16 protein-coding genes and 1 pseudogene are annotated in these 19,019 nt (G+C 51.9%); 15 read left to right on the top strand and 2 right to left on the bottom strand.

Features of this window, described 5'->3' with window-relative positions:
- Nucleotides 1–7: 7 nt before the first annotated feature.
- Nucleotides 8–988, bottom strand: a complete 981-nt coding sequence (locus tag IMCC3135_RS30140) for an isopenicillin N synthase family dioxygenase (protein ID WP_088920956.1) — start codon at nucleotides 986–988, stop codon at nucleotides 8–10.
- Nucleotides 989–1,176: 188 nt separating this feature from the next.
- On the opposite strand from IMCC3135_RS30140, the gene IMCC3135_RS30135 reads away from it, so the two are divergent.
- The 15 genes and pseudogenes from IMCC3135_RS30135 (at nucleotide 1,177) to IMCC3135_RS30065 (ending at nucleotide 17,843) form a co-directional block, all read left to right on the top strand.
- A complete protein-coding gene (locus tag IMCC3135_RS30135; RefSeq protein ID WP_088922169.1) occupies nucleotides 1,177–1,920 on the top strand; it encodes an amino acid ABC transporter ATP-binding protein in 744 nt (247 codons plus the stop codon).
- Nucleotides 1,920–2,750 (top strand): amino acid ABC transporter permease, encoded by an 831-nt coding sequence (locus IMCC3135_RS30130; protein WP_088920955.1) that lies wholly within the window; start codon nucleotides 1,920–1,922, stop codon nucleotides 2,748–2,750. The genes IMCC3135_RS30135 and IMCC3135_RS30130 overlap by 1 nt, the downstream gene beginning before the upstream one ends.
- A gap of 59 nt (nucleotides 2,751–2,809) precedes the next feature.
- A complete protein-coding gene (locus tag IMCC3135_RS30125; protein ID WP_088920954.1) occupies nucleotides 2,810–3,661 on the top strand; it encodes a transporter substrate-binding domain-containing protein in 852 nt (283 codons plus the stop codon).
- A 48-nt stretch (nucleotides 3,662–3,709) separates the two neighbouring features.
- Nucleotides 3,710–4,594, top strand: a complete 885-nt coding sequence (locus IMCC3135_RS30120) for an amino acid ABC transporter permease (RefSeq protein WP_205737782.1) — start codon at nucleotides 3,710–3,712, stop codon at nucleotides 4,592–4,594.
- 195 nt (nucleotides 4,595–4,789) lie between these two features.
- On the top strand, nucleotides 4,790–7,090 hold the full coding sequence (locus IMCC3135_RS30115) for a putative bifunctional diguanylate cyclase/phosphodiesterase (protein WP_088920953.1): 2,301 nt from the start codon (nucleotides 4,790–4,792) through the stop codon (nucleotides 7,088–7,090).
- A 208-nt stretch (nucleotides 7,091–7,298) separates the two neighbouring features.
- The gene (locus IMCC3135_RS30110; RefSeq protein ID WP_157736372.1) at nucleotides 7,299–8,783 is read left to right on the top strand and encodes a coproporphyrinogen-III oxidase family protein; all 1,485 of its coding nucleotides are present in this window, start codon (nucleotides 7,299–7,301) and stop codon (nucleotides 8,781–8,783) included.
- Nucleotides 8,776–9,714, top strand: a complete 939-nt coding sequence (locus tag IMCC3135_RS30105) for an alpha/beta fold hydrolase (protein WP_157736371.1) — start codon at nucleotides 8,776–8,778, stop codon at nucleotides 9,712–9,714. Before IMCC3135_RS30110 ends, IMCC3135_RS30105 begins: the two co-directional genes overlap by 8 nt.
- Nucleotides 9,715–9,879: 165 nt before the next feature.
- Entirely contained in the window at nucleotides 9,880–10,788 is a 909-nt protein-coding gene (locus IMCC3135_RS30100; protein WP_157736370.1) for an AEC family transporter, read from the top strand.
- Between the two features lie 169 nt (nucleotides 10,789–10,957).
- Nucleotides 10,958–12,831: pseudogene (locus IMCC3135_RS30095) on the top strand (diguanylate cyclase); the annotation flags it as partial.
- A complete protein-coding gene (locus IMCC3135_RS30090; protein WP_418251451.1) occupies nucleotides 12,829–13,716 on the top strand; it encodes an EAL domain-containing protein in 888 nt (295 codons plus the stop codon). The pseudogene IMCC3135_RS30095 and the gene IMCC3135_RS30090, both read left to right, overlap by 3 nt.
- A 153-nt stretch (nucleotides 13,717–13,869) precedes the next feature.
- Nucleotides 13,870–14,202: an ArsR/SmtB family transcription factor gene (locus tag IMCC3135_RS30085; protein ID WP_088920948.1), complete on the top strand. Its 333-nt coding sequence runs from the start codon at nucleotides 13,870–13,872 to the stop codon at nucleotides 14,200–14,202.
- Nucleotides 14,202–14,966, top strand: a complete 765-nt coding sequence (gene arsH / locus IMCC3135_RS30080) for an arsenical resistance protein ArsH (RefSeq protein WP_236994695.1) — start codon at nucleotides 14,202–14,204, stop codon at nucleotides 14,964–14,966. The genes IMCC3135_RS30085 and arsH overlap by 1 nt, the downstream gene beginning before the upstream one ends.
- 14 nt (nucleotides 14,967–14,980) lie before the next feature.
- Nucleotides 14,981–16,009: an ACR3 family arsenite efflux transporter gene (arsB, locus tag IMCC3135_RS30075; protein WP_088920947.1), complete on the top strand. Its 1,029-nt coding sequence runs from the start codon at nucleotides 14,981–14,983 to the stop codon at nucleotides 16,007–16,009.
- A 248-nt stretch (nucleotides 16,010–16,257) separates the two neighbouring features.
- Nucleotides 16,258–17,016, top strand: a complete 759-nt coding sequence (locus IMCC3135_RS30070; protein ID WP_088920946.1) for a siderophore-interacting protein — start codon at nucleotides 16,258–16,260, stop codon at nucleotides 17,014–17,016.
- A 17-nt stretch (nucleotides 17,017–17,033) separates the two neighbouring features.
- On the top strand, nucleotides 17,034–17,843 hold the full coding sequence (locus tag IMCC3135_RS30065) for an alpha/beta fold hydrolase (RefSeq protein ID WP_088920945.1): 810 nt from the start codon (nucleotides 17,034–17,036) through the stop codon (nucleotides 17,841–17,843).
- A gap of 356 nt (nucleotides 17,844–18,199) precedes the next feature.
- On the opposite strand, the gene IMCC3135_RS30060 is transcribed toward IMCC3135_RS30065, so the two are convergent.
- Nucleotides 18,200–18,994, bottom strand: coding sequence for a TatD family hydrolase (locus tag IMCC3135_RS30060; RefSeq protein WP_088920944.1), 795 nt, complete (start codon nucleotides 18,992–18,994; stop codon nucleotides 18,200–18,202).
- Between the last annotated feature and the right edge of the window lie 25 nt (nucleotides 18,995–19,019).

The following is a 19,019-nucleotide window of genomic DNA, read 5'->3' as shown; positions in this document are numbered from 1 at the left end:
CATCGTCTCACTGGGTTGCGTTGCGATAGGAGAAGGCTTTGGCAAATCGCCAGAGCAGATAGTCTCCACAGGTGATGGCTTCTTCGGCAGGCTGGTGGCCTTTACCGTATATCTCTCTTGCATCTATGAGTGTGTCCGGGTCCGGATCAAAAGCCAGCACCAGTGAGAGTCGCTCACGGCCGGATGTATTGGTGACACGATGGGGGGTTGATTTGTAAGCGCCATCGGTCCAGCGGGACAGTAGATCGCCGACGTTGACGATCAGTGTGTCCTTGATGGGTGTTGCCTCAATCCAGTCGCCATTCACGTTCTGTACTTGCAAGCCGCCCACATTGTCCTGGCAGAGTACCGTCAACACGCCAAAATCAGTATGAGGTCCGACGCCAAACTGCGGCTCCGACTGAGTCACGTCCTGTGGTGGGTAATAGACAAATGAGCCTCGACTGATAGGGCGTTCGCAACTACGCAGGAAGAAGTCCTCCGGCAGGTTCAAACCCAAAGCGAATCCGCGCATCAGCTGGTAGGCAACTTGATGTGCCTGATTGAAATAGTCCATCGCCGCGCTCTGTAGTTGCGGTACCGAATCGGGCCATTGATTGGGGCCGCGCAAAGCATGATCTGATTCTGTATGGCCGTTAGCATCCTGATAGCCCCAGATGAAACTTTCCTTCAAATCAACGGCGGCATTGTCCTGCATTTTTGCGCCGCCCGGCCGCAACCAGCCACGATGCTGAGCCGAGACGTTGACCATCGCCTTCTGCTCATCGGGTGCTCGGAAGAACTGATAGGCCGCAGCTCGAGCGGCTTCAATACTGGATGGTTCGATACCATGACCTTTGACGTAGATGAAGCCTAAACCCTGGCTGGCGGCATGCAGGGCGTGCGCAACAGCACTCGGATCCTCACCGCGACGCAATGGGGAGATATCGATGACCGGTATTGGTTCCTGAGCGAGTTTTATGGCGTTGCTTGATGAGTTGTTGCTCATGGGTCGATGCCGGCGAAGGTGGGGTAATATTGCACAATAAGCAATTAGTTGCCTTAAAGTCAATATCTCTCAGTTCAAAGATCCTTGCCTTTCATTGCTCGTGCGTGAATCCGCTAAGCTGCTAACATCAACATTTGTGTGTCGAATTGATTGGGTTCGACGAGGTCAAGCCAACAAGAAATGCGTTCATGAAGGGCACACCTATTATCCAGGCTGAAGGGTTGGACAAATTTTACGGCTCCTTTCAGGCTCTCAGAAACATCAGCATGACCGTTCATCAGGGTGAGCGAGTGGTCATCTGCGGCCCTTCGGGTTCAGGCAAGTCGACGCTTATCCGGTGTTTCAATGCGCTGGAGCATCACAGTGCGGGCAAGCTTGTCGTGGATGGCATCGAGATTTTTGAAGGCTCGAAGCAGATTCGCAAGCTGCGCCAGGAAGTGGGCATGGTGTTCCAGCAATTCAATCTGTTTCCGCATCTGACTGTTCTGGAGAATCTCACTATCGGGCCCATGCGGGTGCGCAAGGTATCTCGGACAGAAGCTAACGCGACCGCACACCGTTATCTTGAACGGGTGCATATTCCCGAGCAGGCGGACAAGTACCCCAGTCAGTTATCCGGTGGCCAGCAGCAGCGAGTCGCCATTGCAAGATCTTTGTGCATGGAAAGCCGCATTATGCTTTTTGATGAGCCGACATCGGCGCTGGATCCTGAAATGATCAACGAGGTGCTGGATGTCATGGTGAGTCTGGCTAACACCGGCATGACCATGGTCTGCGTCACGCATGAGATGGGATTTGCCAGAAAGGTTGCCGATACGATGATCTTCATGGACGGCGGTGAAATCATCGAAACGGCGCCACCGGAAAAATTCTTCACCGACCCGGAGACGGAGCGGTGCAGGCTCTTTCTGGAGCAGATACTGGAACACTGATGGCTGGCACTCCTGCAACAGAGTATGTAAGCCCCAAGCCGCCTCTGTTGGGTCGATTTTTTTCATCAACGCCCGTCTCGATACTGATCTATCTGGTTGTGATGGGAGTCATTGTGTATTCGGCCTACAACGGCTCGAAGGCGATGGGTTACAACTGGCAGTGGTATCGTATTCCCAAGTACCTCTGGACCATGACTGATGATGGTTTTCAGTGGGGAGAAATTGCAATTGGTCTGGTCAAGACACTGCAGTTATCACTGCTGGCTTTTGTGTTGGCCATTGGTCTGGGATTGCTGGTCGCCGTTCTGCGACTGTCGGACTTGTTGGTAGGAACTGCGGTGGCCTTTGTTTTTTTGGAAATTGTTCGTAATACGCCATTATTGGTCCTGCTGTATCTATTCTATTATGTGTTGGGACCCATCTTTGATCTGGATCGCTTCGAAGCCAGCATTCTATGTCTGGGTGTCTATCACGCAGCACTTGTCTCGGAGATATTCCGCGCAGGTATTCAGGCGGTTCCCAAAGGCCAATGGGAAGGGGCGTCGTCCATTGGCATGAGCAAGGTCCAATCGTATCGGTATATCGTACTACCTCAGTCGGTACGATTCATGTTGCCACCCATGACGGGTGAAATGGTCAACATGGTCAAGAGCTCTGCCATTGTCAGTGTCATTGCTGTTGCCGAGCTGACCACTGTTGGTCGCAATTTAATATCCGATACGTACATGAGTTTTGAAATATGGTTCACCATCGCCGCGGTTTATCTGGTGGTGACTTTGATAATGTCCGTTGGTGTATCGTTAGTCGAACGCCGCTATTCTATCCAGTAGTCAAGCTGTCACACGCCCACCCAGGGTACTTAGTCAATTTCAGGGGAACTATTCAGAACATGAACAGAATCACGTCTAAAATTACTCGACGCATGGGGGCCAGTCTGGCAGTCCTGTTGCTGGGAATTGCCTTTAGTGCCGTGGCATCGGCTCAACAGGCGCAACAGGCTTTGGCCTCCGCCAGCGTGATCGAAACCATCAAGGAACGCGGCGCCATCAAGATTGGACTGTCCATTTTTACGCCATGGTCGATGCGTGACAAGAATGGTGAGCTTATCGGATTCGAACTGGATGTCGGCAACAAGCTGGCAGCGGATATGGGCGTTGAAGCCGAGTTCATTCCTACCTCATGGGACGGCATCATTCCGGCGCTGATGTCTGGCAAGTTCGATGTCATCATCAGTGGCATGACAACGACCCCCGAGCGTAATCTGACCATCAACTTCTCCAACCCTTATGCATTTTCCGGAGTGACATTGCTGTCTAATACCAAAATGACGGCCGGTATGCAGGTTGAAGATTACAACAGCCCCGACATCACTTTTGCTGCCCGCCGTGGTGCTACGCCGGCAGCCTTGATTGCCGAGATGTTCCCTGAGGCCGAACTGTTGCTATTTGATGAAGATGGTGCTTCCACGCAGGAAGTCCTCAATGGCAAGGCACATGCAACCATGGCATCTGAGCCATCTCCATCTGACGAGGCACGTCGCTATCCTGACACCTTGTCGGTACCCTTCGATCGTACTTTCTCTGCTACCGGAGAGGCCTTCGGTTTGCGCAAGGGGGATCCGGATGCGTTGAACTACTTCAACAACTGGATCAACAACTACACCCGTAACGGCTGGTTGAAAAAGCGCAATGATTACTGGTTCAAAGGTAATGATTGGGCTGATCAAGTCAGTGAAAAATAGAGTCTGATGATATTACGGCGAGTCTGATTGGCTCGCCGTATTGACCTCATGATCTCTCGGACTCTCAAGCGATTTCACTGGCTGGATGTGCTCATCCTGGTCGTGCTTGCCGCGTTTGTGGCAATCGTCTGGTATCGCATTGATGGTGCACTGAATTACAAGTGGCGATGGGAAATCATCCCCAACTACATTCTGCGCTGGAATGAGGAGACGCAAAGCTGGGTCCCCAATATATTGCTGCAAGGTGTCATAACCACCCTTAGAGTCAGTGTGTATGCCAGTGTCCTGGCAATTGTGCTGGGAACCTTGCTCGGTATTGCCAGATGCTCCACCAATCTGGCTATCCGGATGTTGGCAAGAACCTACCTTGAGTTTCTGCGCAATATCCCACCTGTTGTTGTCATCTTCATTTTCTACTTCTTTCTTTCCGAGCAACTCGTCGTTGCCTTCAATATCGAATCATGGGCAAGAGCCATCGCTCGCTCCGAGGACAAGGCTGCCTGGGAGTTTTTCTTTGGTGACATGCGCCGATTTCCTTCGCTGGTGTCCGGTGTTATCGTGCTGGCGCTATTCGAAAGCGCCTTTGTTGGTGAGATAGTACGAGCGGGCATTCAGTCGATTGGCAAAGGACAGCACGAAGCGGCTCAATCCATTGGCATGTCACGCATCGACCAGATGCGATTTATCGTATTGCCACAAGCGATGAAAAAAGTCGTGCCACCCATGGCTAACCAGTTCATCTCCCTCATCAAGGACAGTTCCATCATCTCTTTGATATCGGTGCAGGAGCTGACCTTCAAAACGGTGGAGCTGGTTGCTTCCACCCGAGCCATTTTTGAGGCCTGGATTACGACTGCCGCCTTCTATTTCCTGATCTGTTTTGTACTGTCGATGCTGTTTCGTCGACTGGAGTATCAGGCCGACACGCGCTGAGTGCTGTTCGGCAATGTTGTGAAGCCGCGCAGTATGGATCTGTCCATAGGTTACATTTTTAGGTGGTTTACTCAGAAGATTAATTGGTAAGCCGCTAAAGTCATTCTGGTTTCCGCCGATCTGGTACGGGTAGCGAGTCGGACGGGAATATCAAGGATGCCGTATCACTTGCCATAGCATCTGAGCAACTCACTGATGGGCAGCACCACCTTAGCCAGGAATAATGCGATAAGGCACAACCAGAACGTTCTCCTGTACAAGGGCGTCAAGTTTTCGGTTGCAGGTTCGCTACTGGCAGCCGGGGTGGGTGTTTATACTTTTGGTCCCCTGGCGAGTTCGCCGGTCGGTGTCTGGATATGGTTTGGCGCTCTGTACGTTGCCTATCTGCTTCGGGCGCTGGATTGCCAATTGTTCAAAAGGTCAGTCTCGCGCCAACAGCACGTTCACCATTGGTCGCGACGTTTTGCTATTGGTGCACTAGCCTCGGCTACTGCCTGGGCATCAGCCATGTGGCTGATCTACCCCGAAACCGATCAGGCACATCAGGTGTTACTGGTACTGACTCTCGGTGCGGTGGCCGGTGGTGCGTTGGCATCGCTACCCTATGACTTGCGTCTCAGTAACAAGTTTCAGATACTGATTTTTGCCTCTGTCGTTTTGCGTCTGCTGTTTGATGGTAGCGCTTTTGCGTACGAGCTGGCCCTGTTCAGCTGCTTCGTTTTTGGTTTTCTGATCAGTTGTGGCAGAGAAGTAGGCAAGAACTATATTGACTTGTTGCGGCTCAGGCAGGACTCGCAGGAGAACAATCTTGAGCTGATTCGTACCACCGAGCAAATGGCGAAGCTAGGTTACTGGCAGTGGGATCTCAGGTCCAGATCAGTCAGTCTGTCAACGCGTTTGTCGATCATGTTTGGTTACGACTCCTCCGATGTGGATATCTCAAAGGTGGACATCAGAGCCACCTTCTCCAGAATTCATCATCACGACAGACTGAAAGTGGAGAATGCCTGTACCCGTGTTATTGAAACAGGTGAGGATGTCGAAGTGGAGTGCCGAGTGTACGCCCCAAATGATAGCGGCCTGCGAGACATGCGCCTCATGGTCAAGCTCATCAGCGATTCAGAGGGTCGCGACACCTTGCTTGGGGCAGTTCAGGACATCACCGATATCAAGTCGGCCGAGCAGAAAATCTACAGCATGGCCTATTATGACGAATTAACCGGCCTGGCTAATCGAGCGCATTTTCATGAGCGTCTGGATGCTGAAATCATCCAGTCGGAAATGCGTGGACAGGAATTTGCGATCATCTATATAGACCTTGATGATTTCAAGGGGGTCAATGACTCCTATGGTCATGCTTCGGGTGATGCGTACTTAACGCACTTTGCGAATTTTTTGCGTGAAATTACCCGGCGAACCGATATGGCTGCTCGTTTGGGAGGCGATGAATTCTGTTTGCTGATCAGTGATGTCGCTATGCGCGAATCGGTAGAGGATATGGTGCTTCGTTGCATGGGATATACACAACAGGCAGTGCAACTGAACAATCACAGGATTCATCCCAGATTGAGTATTGGTGTTGCACTGTATCCCGATAACGCCAGGCTGGCGGATGATCTGGTCAAGTGTGCGGATATGGCAATGTATACAGTCAAATTGGCAGGCAAGCAGAGTTATGCCTTTTACCAGCCTGAAATGGCATCTGAGAGTCAGGAGCGTGTCCGTCTGGAGGCAGACTTGCGCCAGGCTTTGGCTGAAGGGCAATTCGAACTCTGGTATCAACCCAAGATCAATATACGTGACAACTGCTTGATGGGTGTGGAGGCCCTGATACGCTGGAGACATCCTGAAAGAGGCATGATTCAACCCGATCTTTTCATATCAACGGCTGAGCGGGTTGGCATGATCAAGGAGATCGGTGAGTGGGTGTTTGCCACGGCCTGCACTCAACTACGTGAGTGGAACAATATGGGCCTGAAGCTGAGCATGGCGGTCAATATTTCTGGAGATCATTTCATCGCCGCCAATTTTTGTAACTTCATCGTAAAAACGATAGAACTGCATCAGTTGAGATTCCAGGATATAGAAATCGAGATAACAGAAAGTCTCAGTCGCGACCCTGAAGAGCATAGACTGATATGCCATGAGCTCAGAAGCCGAGGGGTGAGGATTGCCATCGATGATTTTGGTACCGGTTATTCATCGTTGTCGGTGCTGGGGAATCTGGAGGTAGACACTCTGAAGATCGACAAGTCATTCATTGATGGTGTTGCCAGTGAGCCTGCATCGCAGCTTATGGTGCGAGCCATCATTGATCTGGCGCTTGGCCTGGGGTACGACATCGTTGCCGAGGGTGTGGAGAGCGCAGATCAGCTTGAAGTCCTGCGAGAAAGGGGTTGCCCCTATATTCAGGGCTACTATTTCAGTCGTCCTGTTGAAGCATCAAAAATGCCGATGCTGTTTGCCACCGACTGGTCCCTGGCCCGCGTAGCCTGACAATTTGCCTGTCACTCCGAACATGGAAACCGGGTAAGAAGCCCAACAGTTACTTTGGAATGAGGCAAGGTAGCGGAATAAGTGTTTGCAATTATTAACACTTTAAGAGGTAGACATGTAACCTGTTATTAAAGCATGGTATTTGAAAGCATAATTCAACCTACCTAGCGAAAAATGCGAATGGATCTGCATTTCAGGAGATTCGCAATTGTCTGATCCAAAAAATGTTCCAGCACCCAACAAGAATGAAGTTGATGAGTTCCTGTCGCGCGAAGAGTTTCGAAGGCAGTCGAACAAGGTACTCCACGGTCATCCGTCTCCCATGTACTGGAAGCCTCTGAGTTCGCCTACCAGTCTGCTTCTCGAAGAACGTGCAGCTTATTCACGTAATACACAGTTTGATGTGAATCTCTACGTCGGTACGCCATTTTGTATCAAGACCAAGCCAGCGCGGTGTGGCTTTTGTCTGTTTCCAAGCGAGGATTACGAAGGTAATCGCGGTGTAGAGACTTATCTAGACTACCTTCAGAAAGAGTTCGAACTCTATCGACCCTATTACGCTGATGACACTCTGGGTAGTATCTACTTTGGTGGTGGTACTCCCAATCTGTATCGCCCGGAGCACTACGGTCGGCTGATGCAAATGGTCGATGATCTGTATGGCAGCGTGCCATCGGACATAGAAATAACACTTGAGGGTATTCCGCAGCTCTTCAGTGAACCCAAGATCAGGGCCATGAAAGAGGCTGGATTCAACAGGGTCAGTATTGGCGTACAACAATTCAATGACAAGCTGATTCACTACAGTGGTCGTCATCAGAAGCTGGATCAGGTGCACAACTCCCTGGAGTTGTGTCACAAGTACGGGCTGGCTAACAGTGTTGATCTTATCTATGGCTGGCCTGAGCAGACCATGGAAGACATGTTGGGTGATCTACAACGGGCCACTGATGCAGGGGTTCATCACATTACGCATTATGAGTTGAATATCGCCGGGCGCAGTAATTTCTCAGCTCCTGCGCAACGCAAGCTTTTACCCACCATTCCAGACAATATTGAAATGTATCTGGCTGCCAATGAGTTCATGCGTAGCGCCGGCTTTGAGCAGGTGACCGTCTATGATTGGCGTCGTTTACCGAAAGATGCGGAGACAGATCGATTGAGTTCGTACAACTACGAGCACAATATGCATGACTTCGTGCAGCACGATAATGGTCGTGTTAATGAAATCAGTCAGGTTTGTGGCATTGGCTTTGCCGCGGTCAATTTTCATCCCAACAGTCTCAGCCCAGATGATCGTTGCTGGATCTATATGAACCAGACATCGCTGAAGGACTATTGCGACATGCTGGATCGGGGAGAATTTCCGGTCGGACGTGGATTTATCTATAAGCATGACGATGTGAAACTGGCCTGGTTGTTTCAATCCATGCAGACCATGCGTATCGATCATGTTGTCTATAAGCAGATATTTGCAGAGAACCTGCTGGAGACCTTCGAGCCTGTCTGGGATGCTCTGGATGCGCGTGACTGGATACGCATTGATGATCAGGCTATCCATTTTACGGGGGCAGGCCAATACTATATACCCATGTTCCAGTCGCTGATAGCAAGCAAGCGTCTTGAACAGGTTCGAGGCAGTAAGGTGGGCAAGTCAAGTGGCCTGAAAAACATTCCGATCACTGTTGTTTAACAAGCTGCTTGAGAAAAACCCGGTGGACGATCAGTCTGGTGACAAGCCAGACTGGATACACGCACGCATAGCGTTGCAAACCGATCGTGGTGCGCAGCTGGTGCTGCATCATGTCTGCCCTGCACAGGATAGTGAAACTGTGCGTAAAGCCGATGTCTTGCTGGCTCACGGGACGTTCTCAAACTATCGCACCTGTAGTGGTCTGGCCCGTTACCTTGCCGAACGCGGTCATGCCTGTTGGCTGATAGATTTCGAGGGGCATGGTTGCAGTAGCAAGGTGCAGCCAGAGCCAGATTTCGAAGAACTGTTTTTGTCCGGTACGCTTGCAGCATTGGAGTATGTGGAGGCCAGAGGTGATGGCAAAGTTCACTGGGTGGGTCACAGCGGAGGTGGTCTGGCGGCACTGATGGCTGTGGCTCGAAAGCCTGAACTCACCAGTCAGTTACATTCACTGGTCATGCTGGGCAGTCAGGCCTGCGACGCTGCCAAGCCTTTTACACACCGGATGACACTCCGAATGTTTCAACTGTTGACCAGAATGCTGGGCTATGTGCCTGCAAGAGCACTGCGACTGGGACCTGAAAACGAGGTTGCTGCCGTCATGTTGCAGTGGTATCGGTGGAACTTGCAGGGAGGCTGGCAGGGGCGCAATAACTTTGATTACCTTCAAGCTCTACAGAAGCATCCAACGTTAAGTTGTGTACCTGTGTTGGGTCTGGCAGGTTCAGGTGATCGTTTCATTGCCCCCGCACCAGCTTGCCGAAAATTGCATGCGCTGCTACCGGGTGTTGACAATGTCTGGCAGGAATGCGGTTTGAGTGAAAATTTCGCTGAGGACTATACGCACTCTCGCCTGATCAGCTCACGACCAGCGGCGCGAGAAATCTGGCCCAAAGTCGCAGACTGGCTGGCTAGTGTCGAATCCAGGTAGTCCCTCACTTCAGGCTGCAACTCTTGAGGGTTTGCAGGCATAACGGATCTCGAGGAGTAGTAGAGGAATCAGGAAGTAGAAGCTGAAGGTATCATTTGTGGCACTATATGCCCTTGATGTCTCGCAGGCTCGGCTGCGGCAAACCTGGGCTACGAGTAGAACCGATTGAACATTCTGACCGTTCTTGCTGATCCGATACTACCCGTGTTCGGCATCATTGCAGTTGGCTATGCGATGGGGCGAGCGGGGCGCACCAGCATTGCAGAGGCGCGCCTGATCAATCGTATTTCGCTGACGGTATTCCTGCCTGCTCTGTTGTTCGACCTGCTCGCCAATGCCCCCATACATGAGTTCAACATGGCGGCGGTTCTGCTCTATACCAGCGTGCAGGCAATCATCTTCACTATGGGTTTTTTACTGGCTCGTCGTGTTTTTCAACGACCTGCGGATGAGTCCGTGTTACTGGCCTTTTGCGGAATTTTTGCCAACAACGCCTTCTACGTCTTGCCGATCTCCCTGTTGTTATATGGCGAGAGCGGGGTGCTGCCCATCACAACGGTGCTGACGATGGACACGACGGTGACCTTTGCGGGCGTCATGATTGCGCTGCAACTGATCAAGCTGGGTAGAGTTGCGCCTCTGGAGGTCGTGACGACCATTGGCAAAACACCGTTACTCTATGCGATCGCTCTGGGGGTGATATTCAGCCTGGCTCGATTCGAAATTCCCACACCCTTGCAGACGTTTCTGGATTTCAATGGCGTGGCCGCAGCCCCCGTGGCGCTGTATGCACTGGGTGTCGTCATGTCAACGACAACTTTTGTGATTGACCGCAGTATCGTGACGTTCACTCTGGTCAAGTTGCTATTGTTCCCGGCGGTCATTTGGGCGGGGCTGAGGTTGTTTGGCCTGATGGAAGGTGATGGTGCTCTGTTTTTGTTGGGTTCGGCAGGTCCTGCTGGCACGATGGCATTCAGCCTGGCTCTGTTACACGGTGTCCGAACGGATGCGATCGTCATGATCATGATATTCACCAGTGTGCTGACGCTGTTCACACTGGCAGCGCTGGCTTGATGGTGCATTGGTATGAATTTTGCGCGGCGATGTCAGATATAGCCTCGAATACCTCAAGATTCAGGAGTATCTGACCGCCAAAGGGGGATAGCCTAAATCTGGAAGCCATCTCCTTGTCGTTTGAAAGATCGTCAACCAAATTCACCTGGGGCCTGGTTGGCACATCGCCATGAAGCGCAATGCATTAAAAGCCGGTTTTACTCACATCGAACTTTTATTCATTGCTGCGCTGATGCTGGCTATCGTGATGGGTACGCTGACGTGGGGTTATCGGATCAGCGAGCGCGAGCAGGTTCTTGCGTTTACGAGTCAGTCTCAGCAGATCAATAATGCAGCCGGTTTGCATATCGCCGAAACCCGCAGCTTCATCAAGTCGATTGAGGCCATGCACTACGTCTCGCAAGACTTTACTGATCCCGATATCGAAGCTTTCGTCAAACAAGTCAGTGAGTATTCTCCTTATCTGCACAGTCTGGGTATGTTCCAGGATGTTTTTGCACCCATGCGGGAGCAGTATCAGCGTCAGATGATGGGCAAGATTGGAGATTCTTTCTCCATCCATCACTATTCGGCACTGGGGGCTCAGGTACCGGTTGGCTCGCAAGCACGAATTCTGCCCATCCATTCCATCACGCCCTTTGATGACACACACAAGATCCTGCTAGGTGCGGACCTGACAGGTTCAAAGGAGATCGAGAAGATGCTCGAATCTGCGATCGATACCGGTGAATCCTTCATAGCGCTGGCACCTGTTGGGTGGCCGTTTCATACACGCTACCTGTTGATTCAACCGCTGTATCTTGGCAAACAAGTGCCAGAGACGCTCATGGAGCGCAGGCAGCTCTTTACCGGTGGTATCTGGGTTTCTCTGGATCCGGCGGAGATGATGTTTCATGGCGAGGCATTGTCTGGAACCCTGAGTGTCACGCTTAGCTCCGGCCAACGCTTGTCAAAGATCATGATCAGCAATACGCCAGCTTCATCTCAGCCTGGAATCAAAGCTGGTTTTGCGACACTGAAAAGTGAACGCAGCTGGCTCATGGGTAGTAGCAGTTTGCAGCTATCGTGGGTTATGGAGCCTTTGATGCCGGTATTTGACTGGATAAGAACAGTGGCTGTGTTGCTGATATTGCTGATTGCTGTCATTGCCGGGTTGTTGATCATATACAGTAGGCGTCGAGCCCAGGCGGAGCTGTTCGATAGTCTGCAGGTACTCAACACCGAGCGTGAGAAGGCCGAGCGAACTCTGGCGTCCATCAGTGATGCCGTTATTTCACTCGATAGTGCCCGCTATATTGTGTACATGAATGCCGCTGCTGCTCGTCTGTTGTGTACATCCGGTGTGGGGGAAATGAACAAGCCGATCGAATACTATCTGATGATGGCGGATAGTGATGACTGTGACGGTTCGTTCCCGGGGTTCGAAATGGCCCTGGCGGCACTGCCTTCGCAGGACACGGCTGAATATGATTTATCGTTGCGTTTACCGCATCTGAATGATGTCGCCGTGAAACTGACGCTTACCAGTATGAGTAATGCGGATGGGGCCAGACAGGGCAGTATCGTGGTAATGAAAGATGTGAGTAACGAGCGCAAACTGACATCGGAACTGGAATATCGGGCTAATTACGACCATCTGACTGGAGCCATCAACCGCTTCCATTTCGAGACGCGACTGCGATCCCTGCTCGATGCTACCGTCGACACTAAACGCACACATGCCTTGTGTTTTTTCGATCTGGACAACTTCAAGATAGTCAATGACACGTGTGGCCATGCAGCTGGTGATAGTTTGCTGTGCGAAGTCACGGCGGAGCTTCAAAAGAAGCTGCGAACGGGTGACATGCTGTCTCGTCTGGGGGCGATGAATTCGGTGCGGTCATCTGTGATTGTGATGTTGCGAAAGCTTTGGGGATTGCCAGCAAAATCCATGAGTTCTTCAAGAACTATGTTTTTGAATATGCAGGCTCTGCCTTCTCGGTGAGTGCAAGCATTGGATTCGTTGCCATTGATCGAGAGTTCTGCGACTACACGACCATTATGTCATCTGTCGACAGTGCCTGCTATGCAGCGAAAGAGTCGGGCAGGAATGCACTTGTGGTCTATTCAGAAGACGATGATGCTGTTTCGGAGCGGACGGAAGAAATAAACTGGCAGCCTAAACTGCAATCTGCACTGGAGCAGGGTAGTTTTCGATTGCTTGTTCAGGCCATTACTGTATTGGAAAAAGGTACGGTAAAACCTGCTATCCAGCATTACGAATTCTTGCTCAGACTGCTCGATTCGGAAAATGAGGAGATATCGCCTTACAAGTTCATCAAGGCAGCCGAGCGTTACGATATGATGGCCAAGATAGATCGTTGGGTGCTTGAAAACGCATTTATGCATATCAGCAAACTGCTGAATAAGCTGGATGAGCAGTGCACGTTTTCAATCAATCTTTCCGGACAATCCTTGTCTGACCCCCAGATTCTGGATTACATCAGAACATTGTTTGCCAGACACGAAGTAAGTCCAGAATGTGTCTGGTTCGAGATCACAGAAACAGCTGCCATCTCCCAGTATTCAACAGCGAGCATTTTGTTGCAGGGGCTTCGTGAAATGGGCGCCAAGGTTGCGCTGGATGATTTTGGTTCGGGTTTGAGCTCATTTGTCTATTTGCAGAAACTACCCGTTGATATTCTGAAAATAGACGGTCAGTTTGTCAAAGAGGTGGACATCAATCCAGTCGCCCGGCAAATGGTGAGTGCCATTGACCAGATGGCCAAGGCGCTGGGGCTGCTAACCGTTGCTGAGTTCGTTGAGAGCGCAGCCGTGATGGAAGTCTTGTCCGATATCGGTGTTGACTATGCGCAGGGATATCATATCGCCAGACCTTGCGCTATAGAGGCCATTCTGTCTGACTCAAAGGCTCGAAAAGCAGCCTGACTATCCGGTGGTGCCGCAAGAAAGGGGTCATTGGCAATCCCCGTCTGAAATCCCTGATGTAAGCTGAATTCTGGACAGTCTCTGGACAACCAAAGGCTTGATGGTTTTCAAGATGTGCTTGTGTTTTCAATATATATCCATTAATCTCGATATATGGATAAGAAAAATACACTTGAAGCTTTGGCTGCATTGGGGCAGGAGACGCGTCTGGATGTTTTCCGTCTACTGGTGCAAGCCGGTAATGATGGCATGCTGGCTGGCGAAATTGCTGAGCATCTGGATGTCCGGCAAAACACGATGTCGAGCAATCTGTCGATTCTGCTGCAATCGGGCCTGATCAGAAATCAACGTGAAGGCAGAGCTATTCGCTACTTTGCAGATATGGAAGGCCTGCGAGGCTTTCTTGCGTTCCTGATGGAGGATTGCTGTGGCGGCCAGCCTGAGCTCTGTCAGCCGGTCATTGATAAAATTGCCTGTGGTTGTTGATGAATATGACAAAGAATGAAAACGAGGTGGTCGTTAATCAGAGCGACAAGGTGCTGAGCGATACGCCGCAGATTGATGAGGCTCAGTTTCGCCAGATTGATCGCCAGCAGCTGTTCGGTGTTGGAGGTGCAAGCCATGCCCCCAGGTTGCTACTGCTTTATGGCTCATTACGTGAGAAGAGCTACTCACGTCTCATGACGGAGGAGGCTGCTCGAGTGCTGCAACGATTGGGTGCCCAGACGCGGATATTCGACCCGAGTGATCTGCCGATGCCTGATAGTGTCGACGCCTCCCATCCCAAGGTGGCCGAGTTACGAGAACTGGTGAGCTGGAGTGAAGGCATGCTCTGGTGTTCGCCGGAACGGCACGGTGCCATGTCGGCAGTCATGAAGAATCAGATTGACTGGATACCATTGTCGTTGGGTGGTGTGCGACCGACGCAGGGCAAGACTCTGGCTGTCATGCAAGTGTGTGGAGGGAGTCAGAGTTTCAACACTGTCAATCAACTGCGGATACTGGGCCGCTGGATGCGCCTGCTTACTATCCCCAATCAATCATCAGTGCCCAGGGCCTACGAGCAGTTTGATGAGGCTGGGCGGATGTTGCCGTCAGCTTATTACGATCGCATGGTGGATGTCGTAGAGGAGTTACTGCGCTTCACGCTGCTGACTCGAGACATCAAGGAGCATCTGGTGGATCGCTATTCGGAGCGCAAGGAAACTCATACCGAGTTGGCGGGACGTGTTAATCAGAAAAGCATCTAGGAAAAGAGACAAAAATGGGTATTTTTGAACGATATCTTTCTATCTGGGTGGGCCTGTGTATTGTGGCGGGCATCGTTCTCGGGCAGTTGATTCCAGGTGCTTTTCAGGGCATTGCACATCTGGAATATGCACACGTTAATCTGGTGATTGCCGTATTCATCTGGATCATGATCTACCCGATGATGGTGCAGATAGATTTCTCGGCTATCAAGGATGTTGGCAAGAAGCCTAAAGGGCTGGCCTTGACTCTGGTGGTGAACTGGTTTGTGAAACCTTTCTCCATGGCAGCGCTGGGTTGGCTGTTTTTCAAGGTGATTTTCGCAGACTGGGTTGATCCTGAGTCTGCCAGCGAGTACATCGCAGGCATGATTCTGCTGGGTGTGGCTCCTTGTACCGCCATGGTTTTTGTCTGGAGCCAATTGGTCAAGGGCGATCCTAACTACACGCTGGTGCAAGTGTCCGTCAATGACATCATCATGGTGTTTGCCTTTGCCCCGCTCGCCGCTCTGTTGCTGGGCGTTAGTGATATCGTGGTGCCGTGGGAAACTCTGTTGTTGTCAGTGGTCCTGTATGTGTTGCTGCCGTTGCTCGCCGGTGTGCTGACACGACGGCAACTGGAAGCTCGCCACGATCCTGATGCTTTGGGCGCCTTTGTCGGTAGACTGAAACCCTGGTCCATTGTCGGTTTGCTGGCAACCGTGGTGTTGCTGTTCGGCTTTCAGGCCGACAAGATCGTCAGCCAACCGGTCACCATCGTGCTGATCGCCATACCGCTTGTTTTACAAGCGTACGGGATTTTCGCCATTACCTATACCGCTGCACGAGCCTTGCGCTTGCCGCATGATGTGGCGGGGCCTGCGAGTCTGATTGGAACTTCAAACTTTTTCGAACTGGCAGTGGCTGTCGCCATCTCGCTGTTTGGTCTGAACTCAGGTGCCGCACTGGCAACCGTTGTGGGTGTGCTGGTTGAGGTGCCTGTCATGCTGTCGCTGGTGGCGATAGTCAATCGCACGCCCGGGCTGTTTGTTGCCAGACAGGTCTGAGGATGGTGTGCCTGAAGGTCGTTTGCTTTAAGTCAGTGTGCCTGAGCGTAACTTGCCTGCCAGCCGCTTGATATTCGTGTAACAAGCCCTAACCATTTCAAACTTCCTTATACAAATCGGTAAACTCAGGCAAGAAGGGTGCGGGTGTATATTGTGGAGATCGCTCGATAGGGAGTGCAGGCTTGCGGCCTGTCATAGCTGCTGCCTGCCGGTATCGAGGACATGCTTAGACGAATCGAGAATGAACCATGGCTGAAAAACGCTCACCGAAAGAACTGACGGTTACTGCGGTCTCTCAACTTACCCCTAATATGCGCAGGGTTACTCTACAGGGCGAGGACCTTGCCCGTTTTCCTGACAATGCTGAAGGGGCTTACATCAAGCTGACCTTTGACTCCGGTAATCCGGAGCGACCCATCATGAGAACCTATACCGTGGCACAACACCGTGCCGAACAATTTGAAATCGATGTCGATTTCATGTTGCATGTCGGCTCAGATGGCACGGCTAGTGGCATTGCGGCTCCCTGGTCGCTTGATGCGAAACCCGGCGATGCCATGCCCGTTTTCGGCCCCGGCCCTGCCACCTTCATCAATACCGATGCTGACTGGTTTCTGCTGGCAGCCGATATGACCGCACTGCCGGCACTGGTTGCCAATCTTGCGTTATTGCCTGAAAGTGCAGGGGGCTATATTGTCGTGGAAATCCTGGCTGATGAAGATAAACAAGATCTGCAGGTGCCAGTGAATATGGACGTTATCTGGGTCGTCAACCCGCATGCAGGCTCCGATGAGTCGCCACTATTTCATGCGCTGGAAAAGCTGGAGTGGTTTGATGGGCAGGTGGCTGCCTGGGCTGCCTGTGAATTCAAGACCATGAAGAAAATTCGACAATTTCTGCGAGTCGACAAACAGATCGAAAAATCACACCTGTATATATCCAGCTACTGGAAGCAGGGTCTTAAGGAAGAAGAGCACAAAGTGGCCAAGAAGGAAGATGCCGCCTGAGCGGTCAGGGTACCAGGATGCTCGACGTCACCGTAAAGGACCACTGGATTGAAGACGCAGACGGTCGCCTGCAAGGGCGCCTCTTTGTCCGCTCCTGGCAGGCATCATCGCCATCTGCATCAGACATACCCATTATTCTGATGCACGACTCTCTGGGTAGTGTGGAGCTTTGGCGCAGTTTTCCTGCCGAACTGGCCGTGGCCACGGGACGGACTGTCATTGCCTATGACCGATTGGGCTTTGGCCAATCGGACCCCTACCCGCACAAGCTGGCGCAGGATTTTGTATCAGACGAGGCAAATACCGGCTTTGCTGCGCTAGTGCAGGACATGGGTATCGATCGCTTTATTCTGTTCGGGCATAGCGTTGGCGGAGGTATGGCGGTGCACTGTGCGCTGGCTCATGGCCAGGCCTGTGCTGCATTGATCACCGAGTCTGCCCAGATGTTTGTCGAGGAGAAAACCGTACTGGGAGTCGAGCAGGCTCGCGAATTGTTCAAAGACCAGAAACAGCTGGATCGCTTGAGAAAATTCCACGGTGAAAAAACCGAGTGGGTGCTGGATGCCTGGATAAGTACGTGGCTCAGTCCTGCATTTGCTTGCTGGACTCTAGAGCCTGTCCTGCCGCAATTGACATGTCCGATACTGGCTATTCACGGAGCCGAAGATGAGTACGGAACCTCAAGACATCCACAATTGATGGGCGAGTTGGCCGGCGGTCCGGTACAGGTCGAACTCATGCCGGACACTCGGCATGTTCCGCATCGGGAAAAAGAGTCAGAAGTGGTGGAACGGGTTGCAAGCTTTCTGCAAGTTCTGGATCTTTAGCGGTCCGGCGCTCCGGCGCTCCGGCGCTCCGGCGCTCCGGCGCTTGCAAGAAGCTCTGTGGGGTATCGGCAGAGCGATGTCCGGAGGTAGGTTGCTGGCAGATGCAGCAACTTACCAGATTGAGTGAAAAGCCCGGTCCTTCAGGGCGGGGATGTAAACGAACGTTAGAGCTGTGTTAGTATTTCTATCAGCGGCAGGACATGCCGTGTTATGCCTGCGGAGGGGACGTTAGACTTGAGTTGCAGCAGTACGCAGCACAAGCAGCCTCAATGAAACAGGAACCCACCGAAGCGAACGGTAAAACCATACCGAGCGCTGTAGGAATCCCCTTCGTTCGTTTTAGGGAGGGGAGGATGTCAAGCGTTACGTCCCGTCAATGCGGCTGCGCCTGAAAACAGTCGGAAGAAGTTGTCGGTTGTTGCTTCGGCCAGTTCCTCCAGAGAAATGCCTCGTAGCTGCGCCACATATTCGGCGGTATGACGCACGAAAGCCGGCTCGTTGGTCTTGCCGCGGTGCGGCACCGGTGCAAGGTAGGGCGCATCGGTTTCGACCAGTATTCGGTCCAGTGGAGCCTTGAGGGCAACTTCCTGAATCGTTTTGGCACTCTTGAAGGTCACGATGCCGGAGAACGAGATATAGAAACCAATGTCCAGTGCCTGTTGGGCAACTTCCCAGTCTTCTGCAAAGCAGTGCATCACGCCACCGGCCTCGCTGGCCTTGTGCTCTCGCAGGGTGTTCATGGTGTCCTCGGCGGCGGCACGAGTGTGGATCACGAGTGGCTTCTGGGTGCGGCGGGCCACTTCGATATGGCGATGAAAACGCTCATGTTGCCAGGTCAGATCATCTCCGGTGCTGCGGAAATAGTCGAGGCCGGTCTCGCCAATAGCGACAATTTCCTTGTGTGAAGCGGCCGCCAGCAGTTCATCGACGGTAGGCTCATAACCGCCCTCGGTTGTCGGGTGCACGCCGACTGAGGCACTGATGGGGGCATGGGTCCGGGCCAGCTCCAGCACTTCTTCGCAATTTTCCCAGCTGGTGGCGATACAAAGCAGATGGTGGATCTGATTATCAGCCGCGTTCTGTAGAATGTCGGGAATCCGATCCTTGAAGTCGGGAAAATTCAGATGGCAATGCGAGTCGACGAGTTGCATGTGAAGTCGTGGCGTTGTCTGTAAA

The sequence above is a fragment of the Granulosicoccus antarcticus IMCC3135 genome (assembly GCF_002215215.1).
GTDB classification, from domain to species: Bacteria; Pseudomonadota; Gammaproteobacteria; order Granulosicoccales; family Granulosicoccaceae; genus Granulosicoccus; species Granulosicoccus antarcticus.
This window is presented reverse-complemented; position numbering and strand designations above follow the sequence as displayed.